This is a genomic window from Micromonospora sp. CA-248260 (assembly GCF_050942205.1).
Taxonomy (GTDB): domain Bacteria; phylum Actinomycetota; class Actinomycetes; order Mycobacteriales; family Micromonosporaceae; genus Micromonospora; species Micromonospora antibiotica.
Window position 1 is genome coordinate 645340 of the sequence record NZ_CP192021.1, and the last position, 21239, is coordinate 666578.

Below are 21239 nucleotides of genomic sequence, written 5' to 3' on the forward strand. Positions count from 1 at the left end.
TCGCCCGCCGTACTCACCCCCGGTCGTCGGTGAGCCGGCCGCGCAGGACGGCCAGCGCCCGGGTGATGAGCCGGGAGACGTGCATCTGGGAGATGCCGACCCGGTCGGCGATCTCCGCCTGGGTCAGGTTGCCGTAGAAGCGCAGGGCCAGGATCCGGCGTTCGCGGTCCGGCAGGGTGGCGAGGGCGGGGCCGAGGGCGACGTGGATCTCGACCAGTTCGAGTTCGTGGTCCTCGACGCCGAGGGTGTCGGCGAGTTCCATGCCGCCGTCGGTGCCGATGGGGGTGGACAGCGAGGTGGCCTGGTAGGCGCGGGCCCCCTCCAACCCTTCCAGGACGGCCTCCTCGGACACGTCGAGGTAGCTGGCGATGTCGGCGACGGTCGGCGAACGCCCCAGGGTGTGGGTGAGCGTGCTGTTCGCCTCGCTGATTGCCAGGCGCAGCTCCTGGAGCCGGCGGGGGACCCGCACCGACCAGGTGCGGTCCCGGAAGTACCGCTTGATCTCGCCGACGACGGTGGGGATGGCGTACCCGGTGAAGGCGACGCCCCGCTCGGGGTCGAAGTGGTCGACCGCCTTGATCAGCCCGAGCGCGGCGGTCTGGGCCAGGTCGTCGTCCTGGACGCCGCGCCCCGAGTAGCGGCGGGCCAGGTGCCGGGCGAGCGGCAACCACGCCTCGATGGCGCGGGCCCGCAGCACCGGGCGGCGCGGGTCGTCGGCGGCCAGCGCCGCCATCGCGGCCACGAGCTCGTCGGCGCTGGCGGCGCGGTGCTGGTCGGTGGGGGTGCCGGCGGTCGGTTCGGACGTGGTGAGCATGCTGGGCCTTCCGCACGTGCCCGCTGATCGGAGCGACCGGAGGAACCTCCGCATCGGCTGACGCCGGAGCACGCGGACGGGCTGCGCGCTGTCACAGGGTCACGATCACGGGACTGGCCACCGCGTCATGTCGTCCATCTGGTGGAGCGAACGCTACCCGAAGGACGGAAGGATGGCTACCCGAAAGGATGATGCCGGTCATCGGCTGAACGCCTCCCGCCGGCACGCCGTCATCCGGGGCGACTGGAAGTCACCGTTCGGGCCGACCTCGGTGATGCCGAACTCGCCGTCCTCGTCCGGCTCGGTGAGCCGGTAACCGGCCTTCTTGGCGCACTGGTACCACTGCCGTTGGTTGTCCCGGAACGCGGCGTTGTCCGTGCGCTTCTGCCGTTCATCGAAGAACTCCGGCTCCTTCGACCGGCACGCCGCCCGCACCTCCTTCGCCCTCGGGTCCTTCTGGCTCTCCTTCCAGATGACGCTCCGACCGTCCTCGTACCCGGGGCCGCCCTCCTTCGCCACGCACTCACCCCAGACCGCCCGCAGGGCCTCGATCTCGTCGTTGGTCGCGTCCAGGGGGATCAGGGGACGCTGGTCCTCGACGGAGCCGGCCGGGCTGCTCGACGCCGGGTCCGGGCTCTGCAACGAGGCGACCCGGGAACTGTCGGCCCGTGGGCCGTCGGCCCGGTCGTCGGTGCGGGCGGTGGAACAACCACTGAGCAGGCAACCGACCACCAGCACCGGTACGGCGAAGCGACGGGCCTGCACGGAGAGCATCTTCGGCATGGTGCCCACGGTCGTCGCCTGATGTCAGAAACCCGTGAGGCGGGGCGATCCTGACAGGTTTCTGAAGAACCGTCGCCATGCTCGGCGGTGTGCCAACAGAACAGTCACCAGCGCAGAGCCCACCGCGCCGCACCGGTCGACGCCTCGTCGTCCCGGCGATACTGATCCTGGCGGTGGCGGTCGTCGGCGGCGGCGTCGCCTGGTCCGTCCACCGTGGTCCGGGTACGCCCGCCGGGGACCCGCTGGTCCCGGTGCAGACCACCACCGTCGTCCGGACCGACCTCGCCACCACCGTGTCGCTGACCGGCACCCTCGGGTACGGGCGGGCGGAACCGGTGAAGGGCGGTCGGAGCGGGACGGTCACCTGGCTGCCGGCGGCCGGTGCGACGGTCACCCGGGGCAAACAGCTCTACCGGATCGACGACCAGCCGGTGCCGTTGTTCTACGGTGGCCTGCCGCTCTACCGCGATCTCGCCGAACCCGGCACGGTGGGCCGTGACGTGCGGATCATCGCCACCAACCTCAAGGCGCTGGGTTACGAGATCGGCTACCAGCCCGTACCGGGGGAGAAGGTCGTCCGGCCGGCGAAGGCGGGCCCCGCCACACCGGCGTCCGGCCAGAAGTCGACGTCCGGGCAGCAGAAGTCGACGTCCGGCCAGAAGTCGGCGTCCGGGCCCGGGGAGACCGCCACGGGGCAGCAGCGCGCGGGGTCGGAGCCGGGGCAGCCGGCGTCGGCGCAGGCGGCCTCTGGTCAGCCCGCGTCCGGGCAGGAGGCTGCTGGGCAGGGCGCGGCGGCACCCACACCGGCGGCGGGCGGCACCGCCGCCACCCCCGCCCGGGTCGTCGTCCGCAAGGGTGAAGGGGTGCTGACCGGCTCGCTGATGCGGGCGATCAAGCGCTGGCAGCAGGACGTCGAACTGCCGGTGACCGGCCGGATCGCCGTCGGCGACGTCGTCGTGCTGCCCGGCGCGGTCCGGGTCGACGCCGTCACCGCCCTACGCGGGGACGACGCCGAGACCCCGCTGTTGACCGTCACGCCCACCGCGAAGGTGATCACCGTCCAGGCCACGGTGACCGAGGCCGGGACGGTCCACCGGGGCGACCGGGTGACGGTCACCCTGCCGGGCGACAAGACGGTCGACGGCACCGTGTCGGCGGTCGGCACCACCGTCGCGCAGGACGACGCTGCGGGCCCGACCAGTGAGCCCAAGCGGGCCGTCACGGTGACCGTCGACGAGGACCTGACCGGGACCGACGCCGCCGACGTGCGGGTCGACCTGGCCGGCGAGACCCGACCGGACGTGCTCGCCGTGCCGGTCGGCGCGCTGGTGGCGCTCAGCGAGGGCGGCTACGCGCTGCAACGGGCCGACGACGACCGGTTCGTGGCCGTCGCCACCGGCATGTTCGCCAAGGGGATGGTCGAGGTCTCCGGCGACGGGATCACCGAGGACCTCAAGGTGGTGACGACCTCGTGACCGTGCTGGCCGTACGCGATGCCGCCATGCGCTATCCCGGCGGGGTCACCGCCCTCGCCGGTGTCTCGCTCGACATCACCGGGGGCGAGATGCTGGCCATCGTCGGCCCGTCCGGCTCCGGCAAGTCGACCCTGCTGCACATCATGGGCACCCTGGACCGGCCGACGTCCGGCACGGTGCACCTGGGTGGGCTCGACGTCGGCGGGCTCTCCGACCGGCAACTGTCCGCGTTGCGGGGGCGCTGGCTGGGCTTCGTCTTCCAACAGTTCCACCTCACCGCCGGGCTGAGCGCGGCCGAGAACGTCGCCACCGGGCTGCTCTACGCCGGGGTGCCGCGCCGGCACCGCCGGTCGTTGGCCCTCGCGGCGCTCGACCGGGTCGGCCTGACGCACCGCGTCACGCACCTGCCGCACCAGCTCTCCGGTGGTGAGCGGCAGCGGGTGGCGATCGCCCGGGCGCTGGTCCACCAGCCCGCTCTGCTGCTCGCCGACGAACCCACCGGCGCGCTGGACACCCGCACCGGCCAGGCCGTCCTGGAGCTGCTGTACCGGCTGCACGCCGAGGGCACCACCATCGCCGTGATCACCCACGACCGGGACATCGCCGCCCGACTGCCCCGTCGGGTGGAGCTGCGCGACGGTCACCTGGTCGCCGACTCCGGCCGGGTGGTGACGCCCCGATGAGCACGGACACCCCGCAGGCGTCGCATCCGGGTACCGCACGTGACGCCGCCCGGCCGGTCCGACTGGCCCTGACCGACCTGCTCGGACTGGGTCTGCTCGGCATCCGTACCCGGCGAACCCGGGCCGCGCTGTCCGCGCTCGGCATCGCCATCGGGATCGCCACGATGATCGTGGTCACCGGCATCCCCGCCTCCAGCCAGGCCCAGCTCATGCGGGAACTGGCCGCGCTCGGCACCAACATGCTGGAGGTACGGGCCCTGCCCGACCAGGACCCACCGGCGCTGCTGCCGCAGGAATCGACCGGCATGGTACGTCGGGTCGGCCCGGTGACCAGCGTCAGCGCGGTGGCCAACACCCACACCCTGGTACGCCGGTCCGACCGCGCCGACCCCGATGACGGCTCCGGCCTGACGGTGCTGGCCAGTCAGCTCGACCTGCTCCCGATCATCAACGCCCGCGTCCAGCACGGCAGTTGGCTCACCCCGGCGACCGCACGGTTTCCCACCGTGGTGCTCGGGTCGGTCGCGGCGGCCCGGCTGGGGGTGGTCGACGTGGGCACCGGGGGTGGCCCCGGTCAGCAGGTGATGATCGGCGACCGGTGGTTCACCGTCGTCGGCATCCTGGCCGCCGTCCCGCTGCTGCCGGAGATCGACCGGTCCGTGCTGGTCGGCTGGCCGGCCGCGCAGTCCGAACTCGGCTTCGACGGGCACCCCACCGTGCTCTACGTCCGGTCGCTGGAGCCGGCGGTGGAGCAGGTCCGGGCGGTGCTGCCCGAGACGGTCAGCCCGCAGAGCCCGGCCGACGTGCTGGTCAGCCGACCGTCGGACGCCCTGGCCGCGAAGCGCGCCACGGAGAGCGCCTTCTCGTCGCTGTTTCTCGCCCTCGCTGCGGTGGCGTTGCTGGTCGGTGGGATCGGGGTGGCCAACACCATGGTCATCTCGGTGCTGGAACGGCGGGCCGAGATCGGCCTGCGGCGGGCGCTGGGGGCCAACCGGGGCCAGATCCGGGGCCAGTTCCTCACCGAGTCGGTGGCCCTGGCGGCGTTGGGCGGGGTGGCCGGGACGGTGCTCGGCGTGGCCGTCACCGTCGGTTACGCCACGTACCACCACTGGCCGGTGGTGATCCCGCTGTCGTCGACGCTGGCCGGGCTGGGGGGTGCGGTGGTGGTGGGCGTGGTGGCCGGCGTCTACCCGTCGATGCGCGCCGCCGCCCTGTCGCCGACCGAGGCGTTGGCCAGCGTCTGACCACGGCGGCCCGTTGCGTTACGTCAGGTGTCCACGCGCTCACGGAGAAAAACTATGTGCGAAACGCTAGATATTCTTGCCGGCAGTGGTTAGTGTTCCTGTCGTTGACAGCAGAGATCGGCGAAAACGCCGACGAAGTGACCGAGCGGGGCCCCGGACATGTCTCGTGGCCCGGCCGGCACGGCGGTGAGTTCTGATCACCGCAGCAAGCAGAGCAAGAGCGTGATGGTGAACGACAAGACCCTGATGTAATTCCAGGTCAGGGCGGACAGGTGGGCCAGTGCTGGTTCGGGGCTCGCCTGGTGGGACAGTCCGTTGCACGTGGACGGGGCCATGAAGTCGCGTGGGGCTCCGACACCGATGGACAGCACGACGAACGTCAGGAAGTGAAAGCAGAGGAAAGGGAGGGCCCCGAACACCGTTGGATCGCCCGCCTCCAGGACGCACGTGTCGATTCTGGAGCCGGACACCGCAGTTTCCATCGAACGAGAGGTGGTCTCCGGTCACGCTTATGCGATCCTCGCGCCCTGGTCCGCCGATGGCGGCGGGTGCGGATACGACAAACCGACGAACCTGTCGGTAGATGGTGTTTCAGACCCGTAAACCCCGGGCCCCGGCGCGAAAGCGCCGGGGCCCTCGTCACGGAGAGGTGTGTGTATGGCCCAACCCGACGACATGTTCGATGACGAGGACTTTCCCGCCTACACGATGGGCCGCGCCGCCGAGATGACCGGTGCCACCCAGGACTTTTTGCGTCGCCTTGACGAGGCGAAGCTGATCACCCCGGTCCGGTCGGCCGGCGGTCACCGCCGCTACTCCCGTTACCAGCTGCGCCTTGCCGCGCGGGCGCGGGAGATGGTCGACCAGGGCACAGCCCTGGAAGCCGCTTGTCGGATCATCATTCTCGAAGACCAACTCGAAGAAGCCCTCCGGCGCAACCAGCAGGACCAGCGGCCGAGTTGACCGGCGACCCGCTGCCCCGGGTGGGCGCGGCGGGCCCGGCCGGTGTCGGGCCCGCCACGGGTCGTTCGCCCGATCCTGACCGTGGGTCGCGACACCGGCCACCGCGGGCGACGCCCGGTGTCGCCCATGACGATTCAGCAGCCCTCGGGTGGGGGTGAGATCGGAGCATGGTGGTGGCCATCGACGGTGTCCCCCGGTCGACCGCCCTGAGCGCCTCCGGTGTTAGCGGTCACAGTCGTCGACGGGTCCAGATTCCGGAAAGTTACGAATTTCGCCACCGATAGTTTCGAGGAGAGCTGTCGGTTCCCGGTGCCGTCGGGCTCGGTGAACCCCGTGCGGGGCTACAGCGGTCGACGCCGCGCGCGTCGTCCCCGACCCGTTCCGGAGCGTCGCCCCGACCTGCGGAAGGGGTTCCTGGCCAGGGGAAATGGCGCGGTCGTGCGGGCCGGGTCCGACCTGCCGCCGCGCGCCGGACCCCGGCTGCGGCGGGTCGGGCGTCCGCCGGCGGTGGGCCCGGTCGTGGTGTGTCGGCGGATCCGCGCCGACCGCCCCGGGGCGTGACCGGTTGAGCATGTTATCGATAACCTGCTATCTTTCGGCCGGGAGCGAAGGGCACGTTCCCAGTCATCCCCGTCACTCGGCGGCGGTGCGCGAGGGCACCCCTCCCGCGCCCCCTGCCGGTCGGTGAACAGTCCGGGCCGCCCCACCGAGCCGTCGTGCCGCCCGCGCCGAACGGGCGCGTCCGCCCACCCGAGTCGACTCGCCGATGGCGAACCGACGGGTCCGAGTCGTCCTCCGTGCGCATCGTGCTGTCCCCGTCGGGCCGGCCGACGCCCGCCCGTTCGACGTCGCGTACCACCACCGGGACAAAAGACCCATGGCAAGGAGCCAAGCAATGGTGAGACACAGACATCTACTTCCGACCATCGCCGCCGCGGCCGTTCTCCTCGCGGCGACCGTCGGCGGCGCGCTCAACGGCGGGCTGTCCGCCACGGCGGAGGCCGCGACGAACGGCACCCTCGCGGCGACCGCGGGTTGCGGCAAGGCGCCCACGCTGAGCAACGGCACGCGTACCATCACCAGCAGTGGCCAGAACCGCAGCTACATCCTGCGGATCCCGGACGGGTACGACCGCAACCGCCAGTACCGGCTGGTCGTCGGCTTCCACTGGTTGAACGGTTCGGCGCAGAACGTGTCCTCCGCCGGCTACTACGGCCTGCTGCCGCTGTCGAACAACAGCACCATCTTCGTCGCCCCGCAGGGCATCGACGCAGGGTGGGCCAACACCAACGGTCGGGACCTGACCCTCTTCGACGACATCACCCGGCAGGTCGAGAACGACCTGTGCGTCGACACCACCCAGCGGTTCGTGCTGGGCTGGAGCTACGGCGGGGCGATGAGCTACGCGGTGGCCTGCGCCCGGCCCACCGTCGTCCGCGCGGTCGCCGTGCTCTCCGGCGCCCAGCTGAGCGGCTGCAACGGTGGCACCCAGCCGGTGCCGTACTTCGGCATCCACGGCACCCACGACAGCGTGCTGAACATCTCGATGGGCCGGTCGCTGCGGGACACGTTCGTCCGGAACAACGGCTGCACCGCGCAGAGCCCCCGCGAGCCGGGCCTCAACACCTTCACCCACATCACCACCGTCTACTCGGGCTGCCGCTCCGGCTTCCCGGTGCAGTGGGCCGCGTTCGACGGGGACCACACCCCCAGCCCGGTCGACGGCTCGGGCAGCCCCAACGACTCGCGGACCTGGACCTCGGGCGAGATCTGGCGCTTCTTCAGCCAGTTCCAGTCCACCACGCCGCCGACCACGCCCCCGCCGACCACCGCTCCGCCGACGACCCCGCCGCCCACCACCGCCCCGCCGACCACGCCTCCGCCCACCACCCCGCCGCCCACCAGCGGGCCCGGCGGCTGCACCGCCACCTACAAGGCGATCAACAACTGGCCCGGCGGTTTCCAGGGTGAGGTCACCGTGGCCAACACCAGCTCCGGCGCGATCACCGGCTGGGCCGTGGGCCTGAGCCTGGGCAGTGGCCAGGCGATCAGCAGCGTCTGGAACGGCGTCAACACCGGCACCACCGGCAACGTCACCGTCCGCAACGCCGCCTACAACGGTGCGCTCGCGCCCAACGGCTCGACCACCTTCGGCTTCACCGCCACCGGCAACGGCACCCCGCCGCCCGGCAACATCACCTGCGCCATCTCCTGACCGCAGGCAGCACCGAGGGCCCGGAGCCGACCGGCTCCGGGCCCTCGTGCCGTCAAACCCACCGGAACCTGCCGGGCCCCGGAACATGCCGGGCCCCGGCAGGTCTCACCGACGTGCCGGGTCGCCGTAGACGATGCCCCGCCCGTAGCCGCTCAGGTAGACCCGACCGTAGACGTCAGGATCGCCGGTGAGTGACTCGGGGAGACCGCCGTACTGATGCCGGTCGTCATTGATCCGCACCCAGCTGCGGCCGGCGTCGTCGGAGCGGAAGACGCCCTGCTGGCCGCGTACCTTGGCGGCGACGTAGAGCGCCGGGTAGGACCGCCCCGGTGCCGCCTTGCCGAAGCCCACGTTGTCGGCGGTGTCCACTGTCGACACCCGCAGGAACGAGGCACCGGAGTCGGTCGACCGCCACAGCCCGTACGAGGTCCAGGACGCGCCACCGGCGACCCAGATCTCACCCTCGTGTCCGGGTACCGCCTTGAGGCGTACCCCCCAGTTGGTCGTGGGGAGGCCGGTGGCCGCCGAGGCGGTGAAGCTGGCCCCGCCGTCGGTGCTGACGTGCACCGTGCCGTTGGAGTAGGCGTAGAACTTCAGCGGGTTCACCCGGTCGGCGATGACCATGGCGTTGGCCGGAACTCCCACGGACGGTGTCCACGAGGTGCCGAACCCGACCGAGTGGACGACCGGTTGGCCCGAGTCGCCCGGGGCCCAGACGAACCGGCTGCCGTCGGCCGAGGCGGCGATGCTGCCGCCGGAGTTGACGCCGTTCGGCTCGGTGCCCTGGAACCAGGTCGCACCGCCGTCGGTGGAGAACGCCGCGTGACTGTCGCCGGGGCGGTCGGCGTCGTTGAAGTCACCGGCCCGCACGATCACCCGGGGGTTGCGCTCGGCGAAGTCGACGCTGCGGGTGGTGGAGAAGATCGGGTTGGTGAAGATCGTCTTTGGGGCGGCGTCGAGGTCGTCGTGGCGGAAGCCACCCACGTCGCCCATCGCGCTGACCAGCGGGCCACCGGGCGGCTTGACCAGGCCCTGCACCGCCCCCTCCTCCAGGCCGTCCACCATCGGGGTGATGGTGAAGGTGTCACCGGAGTCCCAGGCGGTCAGGTCCGTGGTGCCGGCGATGCCGGGGCCGCCGTTGAACAGCAGGCGGTCGGAGTCGAACGGGTCGATCTCCAGCGCGGAGATCACCTGGCCGATGTTGGGGGCGTAGAGCGGTGGGTCGTCCTGCCTGCCCATCGTCATCCACGGGTTCGGGCTGCTGTCGATGGTGTAACGCAGCTTGCGGTTCGGCCAGGCGTCCCAGTCCCAGATCCGCGACCAGGTGCCGCCGCCGTCGGTGCTGCGCCAGATGATGCCGTCCGGCCACCAGGAGACCTGGGAACCGACCATGATCGTGTCCGGGTCGCTGCGGTCGACGGTCAGGCCGGAGTAGCCGAAGTAGTTGTCGCCGCTGCTCGACGGGACCGGACTGATCTGCGTCCAGGTGCCCGGGGTGGCCGCGTACCTCCACACGTCGCCCTTGCCGCCGCCGAACGGGCCGATGTTGTCGGCGGTGGTGACGTAGAGCAGGTGGTTGACCGGGTCGACCACGCCCCGGTGCGGGAAGTAGCCGGTCGGTGCCCCGGCCAGCGGGCTCCAGGTCGCACCGCCGTCGGTGCTGCGGTAGACCGGGTCGTCCGGGTCGGCGACCCCGACGTAGATGGTCTTCGTCGTGGTTCCGTGCCGTTCGGTGTTCCGGTCGAACGCCACCCAGACCAGCCCGGGGTCCTCGGCGGTGCCGGTCGTCTGCGGGTTGTCCCCGGTGTGGGGGAAGCTGGTCACCCGCGACCAGCGGGCACCGCCGTCGGTGCTGCGCCAGAGGCCGTTGCCGCTCGGCGCACCCAGGTAGAGCACCCTGTCGTTGGCCGGGTCCACGGCCAACCGCTCGCCCATGCCGCGACCGCTCATGTTGCCACCCAGGGTGAACGGCAGCTCGGTGGCCTGCCACGAGTCACCCCGGTCCCGGGAGCGCAGGATCGCGCCGTGGTGCGGGTCCACGCCGTTGGTGTACATCCCGACCGCCGCCCAGACCCGGTCGGCGTCGGACGGGCTGGCGGCGACACTCGCCACCCCCATGTAACCCCAGTGGTCCCAGTCCACCCAGTCCAGCAGCGGCTTCCACGTGCCGGTCGCCCCGTTCCACCGGTACATGCCGCCCACGTCGGTACGCGCGTAGGCCAGGTTCTTCCGGGCCTGGCTGAACACGATCCCACTGACGAAACCCGTACCGCCGATCTTCACGTTCTCGAAGGAGTAGCGCGTCGAGGCCGGCGGGTGTGCTCCCGCAGCCGTCGGGGCCACCCCCGGCGCAACGGCGCCGAGCGCCGCCGCCAGCAGGATGCTGGTCATCCTGCCGATCCCGCGTCGCCAATGTGTGCTTATTCCTGACATGTGCCGCTTCTCCGTTCATCTTGTCGTCGTTGGTGGTCCTCCCCTCGATCGCCGTCGACGGCTCGCCATGCCCTCGAATTCGGCCGAGCTGTGTCCCGGCCAGTGCGGCTCGCCCGGTGAGCCCTGGCCGTGGACACCTATTCCATCGACTCTGGGCGATCAGATGAGCCTCGTCAAGACTGTGTCGTCCGGGCCCGGGCCCAGGCCCCGATCCGGATCGGGGCGAGCGGGGCGTCGACCAGGCGGGCCTGGCCGGTGCCGCTCTTATTGCCAATACAGTGCAACTGCGGAATAGTGGCAACAGTGGTGGGCAACCCCGGCGCGATGATCCGCACCTCGTCGGGGTGCCCGCCCGCCAGCGACCGCCGCATCCGGGGAGCTGTCGCTGGGCCCCGCCTCGCTGTCCGCCCCGCTGATCCGCCGACCGGCCCGCAGCCGACAGGCGCTCCCACGGCACCGCCCGAGCCGCCGGCCCCGCACCGGACAATCCCAGGAGTACGTCATGGTCAAGCCCCGGTCCGTACGCGTGTCGGCGGTGGTCGGCGTCGCGCTGCTCGCCGCCGTCGGCTGTTCGTCCCCGGTCCCGTCGGCCGGCGGGACGAGCGGTGGCGGCACCGTGGTGGTGGCCACCGCGGGCGAGCCGGACACCCTCAACCCGGTGCTCAACTACGGCCCCGACGGCGCGTCGCTGATCTTCGACGGACTGGTCGCCCGGGACGCCCGCAACCAGCTCGTGCCGGCCCTGGCGCGGGAGTTGCCGCAGGTGTCGGCGGACGGCCGGACCGTCACGGCGACCCTGCGCGAGGGGGTGCTCTTCCACGACGGCAGCCCGCTCACCGCCCAGGACGTGGTCTTCACCTACCAGGCGGTGCTGGACCCCAAGGTCGACTCGACGCTGCGTTCGGACCTGGACATGCTCGCCTCCGTCGCCGCTCCCGACCCGTCCACCGTGGTCTTCACCCTGAAACACGCGTACGCGCCGTTCCTGCAACGGTTGGCGCTGGGTGTCGTCCCGGCGAAGGCGTTCGCGGGGCAGGACGTCAACAAGGCGGAGTTCAACCGCAGGCCGATCGGCACCGGCCCGTACCGGATGACGTCGTGGACGCCGGGGGACCGGCTGGTGCTGGCGGCCAACGACCGGTACTGGGGCGGCAAGCCGGCGAACCCGGGCGTGGTGGTGGCGTTCGTCGCCGACGACAACGTGCGCGCGCAACGGATGCGGGCCGGGGAGTTCGACGCGGCCGAGCTGCCGCCGAAGCTCGCGGTCGGGTTCGACGGGCTGGGCGGCCACCGGGTGCATCGGGTCCCCACCGCCGACTACCGGGGGGTGATGCTTCCGACGGGCAACCCGGTCCTGGGCGACCTGGCGGTCCGTCGGGCGCTGAACGCGGCGGTCGACCGGCAGGCCATGGTGACCGGGGTGCTCGGCGGGGCGGGGGAACCGGCGTTCGGGCCGGTGCCGCCCTCGTCGGAGTTCGTCGAGGCGTCGGTCGCCGGCCGGCCCGCCGCCGACCCGGCCGCCGCCACCGCGATCCTGGACGCCGCCGGCTGGACGCCCGGCGCGGACGGCATCCGGGCCAGGGCCGGCCGGAAGGCCGCGTTCACCCTGATGTACCCGGCCACCGACAGCCTGCGCAAGGAACTCGCCCTCGCGGTCACCGCCGACGCCAGGAAGATCGGCATCGCCGTCAGCCCGCAGGGCCTCACCTGGGACGCGATCACCCCCCGGATGAAGACCGACGCGCTGATCATGGGGTACGGCACGCCGTACGACCCGGATTTCGTCTCGTTCAAGCTGTTCGGGTCGGCCTTCGCCGGGCAGGGCTTCTTCAACCCCGGCTCCTACCGGTCCGCCACCGTCGACGCCGCGCTACAGGCCGGCCGGGACAGCGCCGACCCGGCCGCCCGCCGGGCCGCGTACGCCACCTTCCAGCGGCAGCTCGCCGCCGACGTGCCGTGGGTGTTCCTCACCTACCTGCAACACACCTACGTGGTGCGGGACACCGTGGCGGGGGTGACGCCCCGGGTCGAGCCGCACGAGCACGACGTCGCCAACAGCATCTGGTGGAACGTGCACACCTGGACGAAGACACCGTGACGACGAAGGCCCCACCCACCGGCCCGCCACGGGTGCGACGTCGGCGGCTGGCCGGGGCCGGGGTGGTGATCCGCCGCCGGCTGCTGGTGGCCGTACCGGTGCTCGCCGCGACCAGCATGGGCATGTTCGCCCTCGGCGCGGCCTCCCCGATCGACCCCGCCCAGCAGTACGCGGGCGCGGCGGCCTTCACCACCACCGAGGAGAACCTCGCGCAGTTGCGCGCCAACTGGGGTGTCGACGATCCGCTGCCGGTGCAGTACGCCCGCTGGGTGGGCAACCTGCTACGCGGTGACCTCGGCTGGTCCACCAGCCGGCACGAACCCGTCACCTCCGTGCTGGCCGCCCGCGCCGGCTGGACCCTGCTGCTCGTCGGTGTCGCCCTCGCCCTCGTCCTGGTGGCCAGCGTGCTGCTCGGCACCCTCGCCGCGTACCGGCGCGGTGGCTGGTTCGACCGGGCCCTGCGGTCCGTCGCGTACGCCGTGCAGTCGATGCCGGTGTTCTGGATCGGGTTGGCCGCGATCGCCCTGTTCGCCCTCACCCTCGGCTGGCTGCCCGCCGGTGGGCTCACCGACCTCACCGCCACCGGCACCGACCCGGCCGACGTGGCCCGGCACCTGGTGCTGCCGGTGACGGTGCTGGCGATCTCCCAGGCCCCGTGGTTCGTGCTGTTCGTCCGGGACGCCGTCGCCGAGAGCCTGCGCGACGACCACGTGCTGGCCGCCCGCGCCCGGGGGCTGCCCGGGCGTACCGTCCTGTTCGGCCACGCGCTGCGGACCGCGCTGCTGCCCTTCCTCACCCTGGTCGGCACCCACCTGCCCGAACTCGTCGGCGGCGCGGTGCTGGTGGAGACCGTGTTCTCACTGCCCGGCCTCGGCGCGGTCACCGTGCAGGCCGCGCTGGGCGCGGACTTCCCGCTGCTGGCCGCCACCACCCTGGCCACCACCGTCGTGGTGCTGACCGCGAACCTGGCCACCGACCTCGGCTACGCCGCCGCCGACCCCCGGGTACGCCTCGATGACTGACCCCGCCCCCGCCCCGGCACCGGCCACCACGCCCGCCCCGCCCTCGGCCGGCCCGCCCTCGGCCGCCCCGCCCTCGGCCGCCCCGCCCGCCCCGGCACCGGCCACCAGGCCCGCCCGGCGACGGCCGTCGCGTCGGCTGTCGACCCTGCTGCGGGGCGGTCGTCCCGGCGTGGTGCTGGCCGCCGGTGTGCTCACCGCCGCGGTCGTCGCCTGCCTGCTCGCGCCTCTGCTCTGGCCGCTCGACCAGAGCGCGGTCGACCTCGCCCGGACCCGGCTCGCACCCTCGCCCGACCACCTGGCCGGCACCGACGACCTCGGCCGTGACGTGGCGTTGCGCAGCCTCTACGGGCTACGCGTCTCGCTGCTCGTCGGCGCGGTCGCCGCCCTGGTCGCCACCGTCATCGGCGGCCTCGTCGGCGCGGTCGCCGGCACCGTCGGCGGGCGGGTCGACCGGGCCCTGATGCGCGTCGTGGACACCATCGCCGCGCTGCCGCACCTGCTGCTGGGCATCTTCATCGTGGCGATGCTGCGCCCCAGCCTCGGCGCGGTCGTCGCCTCCATCGCGTTGACGCACTGGCTGTCCACCGCCCGCATCGTCCGCTCCGAACTGCTCAGCCTGCGCAGCCGCCCGTTCATCGACGCGGCGGTCTCCGGCGGGGCGAGCCGGGCCCGGGTGCTCACCCGGCACCTGCTGCCGCACGTGCTCCCGCGCCTCGCGTTGGCCACCACGCTGATGGTCCCGCATGCCGTCTGGCACGAGACAGCACTGTCCTTCCTCGGCCTGGGCCTGCCCCCGCACCTCGCCTCCATCGGCAACATGATCAACGACGGTCAGCGGTCCCTGCTCACCGGTGCCTGGTGGGCCAGCATCGTCCCCGGTCTCGCCCTGGTCACCGTCACCCTCGCCCTCGCCGCGCTCACCGGCCGCTGGCGGGACCGCCTCGACCCCCGGGTACGAGCGGAGTTGCAGCTGTGACCACGACCGCCCCCGCCGGCACCGGCCACCGACGCGCCCTGCTGGCGGTCGACGGGCTCACCGTCCGCTTCCGGCTCCGCGACACCGTCGTGCACGCCGTCAGCGACCTGAGTCTCGACCTGCACCCCGGCGAGCTGCTGGCCGTGGTCGGCGAGTCGGGCTGCGGCAAGTCCGTCCTCGCGCACGCCCTGCTCGGCCTGCTGCCCCGCAACGCCACCGTCACCGGGCGGGCCCGCCTGCACCCGACGGCGGGTGACCCGGTCGACCTGATCGCGGTGGGGGAGCGCCACCTCGCCCGGCAGGTCCGGGGTCGGGCCGTCGGTCTCGTCCCGCAGAGCCCGGCCACCGCCCTCACCCCCGTGCGCACCGGCCGGCGACTGCTGGCGGAGACCCTGCGCGCCCACGGCCACCCCCGCCGGGCTGCCGCCGGGGCCGCCGAACGGATCGCCGCCGACGTCGGCCTGCACCCGACCGACCTCGACCGCTACCCCCACGAACTGTCCGGCGGGATGGCCCAGCGGCTGGCCACCGCCCTGGCGCTGGCCCCCGACCCGCCGCTGCTGCTCGCCGACGAACCCACCACCGGCCTCGACCGCCCGCTGGTCGACCACACCCTGGACCTGCTGCGCCGCCGCTGCGACACCGGGGCCGCCGTGCTGCTGATCACCCACGACCTCGCCGCCGCCCGCCGCGTCGCCGACACCGTCGCCGTGATGTACGCCAGCCGCATCGTCGAACACCGCCCCACCCCGGACCTGTTCGACCGGCCCGCCCACCCCTACACCGCCGGGCTGCTCGACGCCCTGCCCGACCGGGCGTTCACCCCCGTGCACGGCAACCCGCCGATGCTCACCGACCTGCCCGCCGGATGCGCCTTCGCCCCGCGCTGCCCCCGGGCCACGGACGCCTGCCACACCCCACCCCGCCTCGTCGCCGACGGCGGGGGGCGGCTCGCCTGCCACCACCCGCTCACCTCGAAGGCACCGGCATGACGACCACCGTCGACGACCCGACGGGCCCACCCGACACCACGGCCGTGGCCCCCACCGGACTCGCCGCGCACCAGATCACCGTCCACTTCGGTCGGCAGCGCGTCCTCGACCGCGTCGATCTGCACATCGCCCCCGGCGAGACGGTCGGGTTGCGCGGGCCCTCCGGCAGCGGCAAGTCCACCCTGGCCCGCGTGCTGGCCCTCCTGCACGCCCCGGACAGCGGTCGGGTGACCCTGGACGGGCGGCCCGTCGGGGGCGTCCGTCACCGGGTGCCGGCCGCCGTGCGGACCCGCGTGGCGATCCTGTTCCAGAGCCCCCGCGCCGCCAGCGACCCCCGGCTGAGCCTGGCCGACCTGATCGCCGAACCGCTGCGGGCGACCGGCACCCCGACCGCGGCGACGACCGCCCGTACCGCCGAATTGGCCGACCTGGTCGGGCTCACCCCCGACCTGCTCACCCGGCGTCCGCACGCGGTCAGCGACGGGCAGCTGCAACGCGCCTGCCTGGCCCGTGCCCTCGCGCACCGGCCCGACCACCTGCTCTGCGACGAGGCGACCGCGATGCTCGACGCCTCCACCCAGGCCCACGTCGCCGCCGTCGTCACCGACTACCAGCGCCGGCACTCCGCCAGCGTGCTGCTGATCACCCACGACCCGGCCCTGCTGGCCCGCTGGGCGACCCGGGTGGTGGACCTGCCCGGGGCCGTCGGTGACCCGCTGGCGGCGACGCCCGACCCCGCAGTGGTCACCGGGCCGGGCCGGTACGCAGGTAGGTGAGGACGGCGAGTACCCGACGGTTGGTGTCGTCGCTGGGCGGCAGGTCCAGCTTGGCCAGGATGTTGCCGACGTGCTTGCCGATCGCGGCCTCGGTGACGTGCAGCCGGGCCGCGATCGCCGTGTTGGAGTGCCCCTCGGCCAGCAGCACCAGCACCTCCCGCTCCCGGGCCGACAGGGCGGCGAGCGGGTCGCGGGGGCGGTGCAGCAGGTGCCGTACCACGTCGGGGTCGATGGCCGTGCCGCCGTCGGTGACCCGACGCAGGGTCGCGGCGAACTCGGCGACGTCGGCGACCCGGTCCTTGAGCAGGTAGCCGACCCGGCGGCGGTCACCGCTGTCGAGCAGCGCCGAGGCGTACTCGGCCTGCACGTGCTGGCTGAGCACCACCACCGCGAGGTGCGGGTGCCGGGTGCGGGCGGTGACGGCGGCCCGTAGCCCGTCGTCGCGGTGCTGCGGCGGCATCCGGATGTCGGTCACCACCAGATCCGGCTCGTGCGCGTCCACCGCGTCCAGCAGCTCCGGGGCGGAGCCGACGGCGGCGACCACCATGAAGTCGAACCGGCTCAGCAGGCCGACCAGACCCTCCCGCAGGAGCACCTCGTCCTCGGCGAGCACGACCCGGGTCACCGGGGGCACGGCAGCTCCACCCGCACCAGGGTAGGACCACCGGGCGGGCTGGACAGCAGCAGCCGGCCGTCGACGGCGGCGACCCGGTCGGCGAGCCCGGTCAGTCCGCTGCCCCGGGCCGGGTCGGCGTCGCCGCACCCGTCGTCCCCGATCTCCACCACGAGACTGCCGGCGGACCGGGTCAGCCGCACCTCGGCCCGGCTGGCCCGGGCGTGCCGGGCGACGTTGCCCAGGGACTCGGACACCACGAAGTAGGCGGTGGTCTCGACCACCTCCGGCAGCGGCTGCCCGAGGTCGGCGTGGACGTCGACCGGGATGGTGGCCGCCCCGGCCAGTTCCCGGACTGCGCCGGCCAGGCCGAGTTCGGTGAGGTGCTGCGGGCGGATGCCCTGCACGATCTGCCGGAGGGTGACCATCAGCCCCTTGGCCTGCTCGTGCGCGACGGCCAACGGCCGGGCCGCGGGGGAGTCGTCGGGCACGTCCAGCCGGGCCAGGCCGAGCTGGAGGGTGAGGCTGGTCAGGCGGGGCTGCGCGCCGTCGTGCACGTCCCGTTCGATGCGGCGACGTTCGGCCTCGTACGCGTCGACCAGGCGGGCCCGGGACCGGGTGACCTCCCGCAGCGCCGTGGTCTCGGCGGACCCGTCGAGCAGCCGTCGGGCCACCGTCGCCTGGCCGGCGGCGAGCAGGCCGGCCAGGTACACCAGCGCCGGGACGCACACGACGCCCACGGCCGCGTACGGGATCGCCTGGTGGGCGGTGTCGATCGTGGTCCAGACCACGGTGACCGAGTCGGCGTCGCCGACCAGCCAAGGGCTGGCGACCAGCGTCCCGTCGAGCAGCACGACCAGGAACAGCAGCCAGTACGCCAGCGGCACCAGGCCGCCGAGCAGGAAGGTGTAGCCGACCTCCCGCCAGGCGCCGGCGCTGGTGTAGCGCGCGACCAGATCGGTGAAGCGGGGCCGGTGCAGCGGGCGCGGGTCGACCAGACGCAGCCGCCACCGCTCGACCGGGGCCACCGCGACGCTGACGATCGGGGCCAACGCCAGCACCGTCAGGGCGACGACGGTGAGGAACACGATGATGGGCAGCTCCACCGTCCGGTCCTGGCGTGCCGCGTTGAGCACCGCCAGCAGGGGTGCCCCGACGACGAGCAGGCCGATCGACAGGGGTCCGGCGACCGGCAGGGTGGTGGCGAGGTACGCCAGCGCGCGCCACGGCCACGGGGAGACCAGGTAGTCGCGTCGGCGCAGCGCCGTCGCCAGGTGCAGAGGTACGGGCGAGGTCATGCTCGAACCCTGTCAGGGCGACACCGGCCGACCCAGCCCACTGGCCGTAGCGTTTCCGGTATGCCTGGCCCTACCCCGCCGGGATCCGCCCTGCGGGGTAGCGGGCGGCCGCCTTCGCTACGCGTAGTGGTTCGGCAACTACTTTCGCCGGACGTGCAACTCCCCGGCCCGGTGGCTCCGTTCTACCTCCGTCACGAGGAGGCAGTCGACTTGAAAGCCGAAGACGAACAAGCGTTCCGCGAGTTCGTGACGTCGCAGATGGCGTCGCTGCGCAAGCTGGCGTACATGACCTGCGGCGACTGGCACGCGGCCGAGGATGCCGTGGCCAACGCCCTGGTCAAGCTCTACCCCCGGTGGCGGAAGCTGGACCGACCGGACCTGTACGTCAAGACGATGGTCTACCGCGCCGCGATCGACGAGACCCGGCGGCCCTGGCGGCGGGAGCGGTCGGCCGGCGACGCCATGCCGGACCTCGCGCTGCGGGACCCGGCCGACGCGACCGACGAGCGGATGCGCCTGCGGGCGGCGCTCGACGCGGTGCCGGCCCGGCAGCGGGCCGCCGTGGTGCTGCGGCACTACCTGGGTCTGAGCCTGGAGGACACGGCGGGCGTCCTCGACTGCACGGTGGGGACGGCCAAGAGTCAGGTCTCCCGTGGTCTGGCGAAGCTGCGCGAGTCACTCGCCGCCGAACGCATCAATCTCACCGGGAAGCCGACAGAGGAGTGGACCAATGCAGTTGCATGAGCTGGTGGACGCCGTGACGGGGGAGGAGCCGCCGATGACGCGTACCGCCGACGACATCGTCGCGGCCGGGCGGCGGGCGCAGCGGCGTCGCCGGGCCGGGTTCGCGTCGGCCGGGGTGGCCGGTCTCGTCGTGGTCGCGGTCGCCGGTGCGTTCACCCTGCCGACCCTGGGCGCCGGGCAGCGCACCACTGCCGCACCGCCCCCGGTGGGTGTGGCGGCCGCCGGCCCGGCCGAGGCCCGCTGGGCCGACGCCCCGCCGTTCACCTTCACCTTCAAGGGGTACGACGCGGGCCCGCTGCACGTGCAGGACCCGATCGTCGCGTCGGTCGGTTACCAGATCGCCTCGGTCTACTCCGACGGCCACATCTCGAACGACAAGCCGGTCACGGCCGACGAGATCGAGGCGCGCGGCGATGAGATCGAGCAGAAGAAGCGGGCCACCGGGGGCAAGCCCAGCCTGTGGGCGTACCTGACCGTCTACCGGCCGGGCGTCTTCGACCCGGCCGGGATCAAGAACGGCCGGAAGGTCACCGTGGCCGGGCACAAGGCCGTGCAGGCGACCCTGCCGGTCGGCCTCGACCCGAGCAAGCCGGTCGACGAGGGCAACAAGTTGCTCGCCTGGGAGTACGCGCCCGACGCCTGGGCGGCGGTGACGTCGATCTCCGGTTCCGTCGCCTCGCCCAGCTTCCAGGACCTCGGCGGCCTGGTCGGCGGTCTGAAGCCCAGCCGGCCGAAGCCGGCCACGGTGCCGTTCACCGTCGGCTACGTGCCGGCCGGCTACCGCCCGTTGCAGTCCGGCACGCACGCCATGCCCGGCCTCAGCGGCATCGCCGCGGCCCGCGCCGGTGACTTCGGTGGCGCGACGTACACCCGGCCGGCCGCGCCCACCTCGGGCCTGAGCGCGCCGTACGACGCGACCGAGAACGGCATCAAGGACGGCTTCCACATCTTCGTCACGCCGGGCAGCAGCTCGAACCAGTCCCCGGAGCCGGGCGTGACGAAGTGCTACCCCGGCTCGGACCGGCCGGTCCCGGGCGGCGACGCCGCAGGCGGCGGCTTCTGCAACATCTGGAACGCCAACGGCTCGGTCGTGCTCCAGGTCAGCGGGATGGGGCTGGGCAACAAGCTGCCGGTGGCCGAGCTGAAGAAGATCGCCCAGGGGATCAGGGTCGCCGACGTCAGCAACGAGTCGACCTGGACCCCGGCCGCGCAGGCTCTGCGGCCGTAACGGAACCCCTCCGACGAGGGCGGGTCGGCACGCGGCAGGGGTCGGGGCCGCCTGCCCCCCGGCGACAGCGGTACCGCGCACGACGGCGGTGCCGCTGTCGCCGTGTGTGGGCGCTGTCGCCGTGTGTGGGCGATGTCGCCCCGATCCGGCGCCGGGAGGTGGGGCGGGCCTCGGCGCAACCATGATGTGGAATGCTTCTTCCACTTGGAATTTTTATTCCATTTGGCTAGGCTCCGGCAGGTGAGCGATCCGCCCCCCACCCTGCGCCGCGACGCCGAGCGCAACCGTCAACTGCTGCTGCGCACCGCGTACGCGCTGATGGCCACCAACGGCCTGGAGGTGTCGTACGAGGACATCGCCCGGGCGGCCGGCACCGGGATGGGCACCGTCTACCGCCGTTTCCCGCAGCGGCAGGACCTGCTGGACGCCCTGTTCAGCGAGCACATCGACCGGGTCGTCAGCTTCGCCGAGGAGGCCGCGCGCCACGACGACGCCCTCACCGGGCTCACCTGGTTCCTCGAACGGCAACTGGAGATCGAGGCGCAGAGCCGGGGGCTGGGGGAGCTGCTCCGGGGGCGCGACCAGGCCACCGCCCAGGTGCAGCGGGCGCACGAGCGGATGACCCCGTTGGTGGCGGGCCTCGTCGACCGGGCCGTACGGGCCGGGCAGTTGCCGGCCGGCGCGACCCCGGCCGACTTCGCCGCCGTACACCTGATGGTGGGCAGCGTCATGGACGCCTCCCGCGCCTTCGCCCCGCAGTTGTGGCGGCGCGCGCTGCGGATCGCCCTGGCGGGCCTGCGCGGCGCCGACCTGTCCGACGACCCGCCGCAGGAGTCGGTCATCGCCCGGCTCTACCACCACACCCCGAGATGAAGGCGCAGC

Annotated in this window: 18 protein-coding genes; 13 read left to right on the top strand and 5 right to left on the bottom strand. The window is 73.0% G+C overall.

The window, feature by feature from the left end:
* Window positions 1-13 precede the first annotated feature (13 nt).
* Together ACQP2H_RS03090 and ACQP2H_RS03095 are read right to left on the bottom strand one after the other, a co-directional pair.
* On the bottom strand, window positions 14-814 hold the full coding sequence (locus tag ACQP2H_RS03090; RefSeq protein WP_219466310.1) for a SigB/SigF/SigG family RNA polymerase sigma factor: 801 nt from the start codon (window positions 812-814) through the stop codon (window positions 14-16).
* 198 nt (window positions 815-1012) lie between these two features.
* Window positions 1013-1597, bottom strand: a complete 585-nt coding sequence (locus ACQP2H_RS03095) for a hypothetical protein (protein WP_357533217.1) — start codon at window positions 1595-1597, stop codon at window positions 1013-1015.
* 89 nt (window positions 1598-1686) lie between these two features.
* Between ACQP2H_RS03095 and ACQP2H_RS03100 the strand changes: the two genes are divergently transcribed.
* From ACQP2H_RS03100 to ACQP2H_RS03120, 5 genes are all read left to right on the top strand, one after another.
* Entirely contained in the window at window positions 1687-3072 is a 1386-nt protein-coding gene (locus ACQP2H_RS03100) for a hypothetical protein (RefSeq protein ID WP_433230937.1), read from the top strand.
* Window positions 3073-3098: 26 nt separating this feature from the next.
* Window positions 3099-3755 (top strand): ABC transporter ATP-binding protein, encoded by a 657-nt coding sequence (locus tag ACQP2H_RS03105; RefSeq protein ID WP_433233425.1) that lies wholly within the window; start codon window positions 3099-3101, stop codon window positions 3753-3755.
* The gene (locus ACQP2H_RS03110) at window positions 3752-4999 is read left to right on the top strand and encodes an ABC transporter permease (RefSeq protein ID WP_208565681.1); all 1248 of its coding nucleotides are present in this window, start codon (window positions 3752-3754) and stop codon (window positions 4997-4999) included. The genes ACQP2H_RS03105 and ACQP2H_RS03110 overlap by 4 nt, the downstream gene beginning before the upstream one ends.
* Window positions 5000-5656: 657 nt before the next feature.
* Window positions 5657-5962, top strand: coding sequence for a MerR family transcriptional regulator (locus tag ACQP2H_RS03115; protein WP_219466319.1), 306 nt, complete (start codon window positions 5657-5659; stop codon window positions 5960-5962).
* Window positions 5963-6857: 895 nt separating this feature from the next.
* A complete protein-coding gene (locus tag ACQP2H_RS03120) occupies window positions 6858-8177 on the top strand; it encodes a cellulose binding domain-containing protein (protein WP_433230941.1) in 1320 nt (439 codons plus the stop codon).
* A 105-nt stretch (window positions 8178-8282) separates the two neighbouring features.
* On the opposite strand, the gene ACQP2H_RS03125 is transcribed toward ACQP2H_RS03120, so the two are convergent.
* The gene (locus ACQP2H_RS03125) at window positions 8283-10568 is read right to left on the bottom strand and encodes a WD40/YVTN/BNR-like repeat-containing protein (protein ID WP_219466322.1); all 2286 of its coding nucleotides are present in this window, start codon (window positions 10566-10568) and stop codon (window positions 8283-8285) included.
* Between the two features lie 544 nt (window positions 10569-11112).
* On the opposite strand from ACQP2H_RS03125, the gene ACQP2H_RS03130 reads away from it, so the two are divergent.
* From ACQP2H_RS03130 to ACQP2H_RS03150, 5 genes are read left to right on the top strand one after another with little or no spacing between them, the layout of a single operon-like run.
* The gene (locus tag ACQP2H_RS03130) at window positions 11113-12708 is read left to right on the top strand and encodes an ABC transporter substrate-binding protein (protein WP_433230944.1); all 1596 of its coding nucleotides are present in this window, start codon (window positions 11113-11115) and stop codon (window positions 12706-12708) included.
* Window positions 12705-13730 carry an ABC transporter permease gene (locus ACQP2H_RS03135; protein ID WP_308290994.1) on the top strand — a complete coding sequence of 342 codons (1026 nt, stop codon included), beginning with the start codon at window positions 12705-12707 and terminating at the stop codon, window positions 13728-13730. The genes ACQP2H_RS03130 and ACQP2H_RS03135 overlap by 4 nt, the downstream gene beginning before the upstream one ends.
* Window positions 13723-14706 carry an ABC transporter permease gene (locus ACQP2H_RS03140; RefSeq protein WP_433230947.1) on the top strand — a complete coding sequence of 328 codons (984 nt, stop codon included), beginning with the start codon at window positions 13723-13725 and terminating at the stop codon, window positions 14704-14706. Before ACQP2H_RS03135 ends, ACQP2H_RS03140 begins: the two co-directional genes overlap by 8 nt.
* The gene (locus ACQP2H_RS03145; RefSeq protein WP_433230950.1) at window positions 14703-15698 is read left to right on the top strand and encodes an ABC transporter ATP-binding protein; all 996 of its coding nucleotides are present in this window, start codon (window positions 14703-14705) and stop codon (window positions 15696-15698) included. The genes ACQP2H_RS03140 and ACQP2H_RS03145 overlap by 4 nt, the downstream gene beginning before the upstream one ends.
* Complete coding sequence (locus tag ACQP2H_RS03150; RefSeq protein WP_433230953.1) at window positions 15695-16474, top strand: ABC transporter ATP-binding protein; 780 nt, start codon at window positions 15695-15697, stop codon at window positions 16472-16474. Before ACQP2H_RS03145 ends, ACQP2H_RS03150 begins: the two co-directional genes overlap by 4 nt.
* Here the strand turns inward: ACQP2H_RS03150 and ACQP2H_RS03155 are convergent.
* Window positions 16443-17108 (bottom strand): response regulator transcription factor, encoded by a 666-nt coding sequence (locus ACQP2H_RS03155; RefSeq protein ID WP_433230956.1) that lies wholly within the window; start codon window positions 17106-17108, stop codon window positions 16443-16445. The genes ACQP2H_RS03150 and ACQP2H_RS03155 overlap by 32 nt on opposite strands.
* Window positions 17096-18385, bottom strand: coding sequence for a sensor histidine kinase (locus tag ACQP2H_RS03160; RefSeq protein ID WP_219466339.1), 1290 nt, complete (start codon window positions 18383-18385; stop codon window positions 17096-17098). The genes ACQP2H_RS03155 and ACQP2H_RS03160 overlap by 13 nt, the downstream gene beginning before the upstream one ends.
* Before the next feature lie 210 nt (window positions 18386-18595).
* Here ACQP2H_RS03160 and ACQP2H_RS03165 point away from each other — a divergent pair, with 210 nt between their 5' ends.
* The 3 genes from ACQP2H_RS03165 (at window position 18596) to ACQP2H_RS03175 (ending at window position 21230) form a co-directional block, all read left to right on the top strand.
* Window positions 18596-19129 carry a SigE family RNA polymerase sigma factor gene (locus tag ACQP2H_RS03165; protein ID WP_208565688.1) on the top strand — a complete coding sequence of 178 codons (534 nt, stop codon included), beginning with the start codon at window positions 18596-18598 and terminating at the stop codon, window positions 19127-19129.
* Window positions 19116-20357: a hypothetical protein gene (locus ACQP2H_RS03170; protein ID WP_219466347.1), complete on the top strand. Its 1242-nt coding sequence runs from the start codon at window positions 19116-19118 to the stop codon at window positions 20355-20357. Before ACQP2H_RS03165 ends, ACQP2H_RS03170 begins: the two co-directional genes overlap by 14 nt.
* Window positions 20358-20597: 240 nt before the next feature.
* Window positions 20598-21230 (top strand): TetR/AcrR family transcriptional regulator, encoded by a 633-nt coding sequence (locus ACQP2H_RS03175; RefSeq protein ID WP_308290995.1) that lies wholly within the window; start codon window positions 20598-20600, stop codon window positions 21228-21230.
* Window positions 21231-21239: the final 9 nt, after the last annotated feature.

Coding starts and splice junctions, on each gene's coding strand:
- ACQP2H_RS03090 (WP_219466310.1), bottom strand. CDS start 814: ATGCTCACCACGTCCGAACCGACCGCCGGCACCCCCACCGACCAGCAC.
- ACQP2H_RS03095 (WP_357533217.1), bottom strand. CDS start 1,597: ATGCCGAAGATGCTCTCCGTGCAGGCCCGTCGCTTCGCCGTACCGGTG.
- ACQP2H_RS03105 (WP_433233425.1), top strand. CDS start 3,099: ATGCGCTATCCCGGCGGGGTCACCGCCCTCGCCGGTGTCTCGCTCGAC.
- ACQP2H_RS03110 (WP_208565681.1), top strand. CDS start 3,752: ATGAGCACGGACACCCCGCAGGCGTCGCATCCGGGTACCGCACGTGAC.
- ACQP2H_RS03115 (WP_219466319.1), top strand. CDS start 5,657: ATGGCCCAACCCGACGACATGTTCGATGACGAGGACTTTCCCGCCTAC.
- ACQP2H_RS03120 (WP_433230941.1), top strand. CDS start 6,858: ATGGTGAGACACAGACATCTACTTCCGACCATCGCCGCCGCGGCCGTT.
- ACQP2H_RS03125 (WP_219466322.1), bottom strand. CDS start 10,568: ATGACCAGCATCCTGCTGGCGGCGGCGCTCGGCGCCGTTGCGCCGGGG.
- ACQP2H_RS03130 (WP_433230944.1), top strand. CDS start 11,113: ATGGTCAAGCCCCGGTCCGTACGCGTGTCGGCGGTGGTCGGCGTCGCG.
- ACQP2H_RS03140 (WP_433230947.1), top strand. CDS start 13,723: ATGACTGACCCCGCCCCCGCCCCGGCACCGGCCACCACGCCCGCCCCG.
- ACQP2H_RS03150 (WP_433230953.1), top strand. CDS start 15,695: ATGACGACCACCGTCGACGACCCGACGGGCCCACCCGACACCACGGCC.
- ACQP2H_RS03160 (WP_219466339.1), bottom strand. CDS start 18,385: ATGACCTCGCCCGTACCTCTGCACCTGGCGACGGCGCTGCGCCGACGC.
- ACQP2H_RS03170 (WP_219466347.1), top strand. CDS start 19,116: ATGCAGTTGCATGAGCTGGTGGACGCCGTGACGGGGGAGGAGCCGCCG.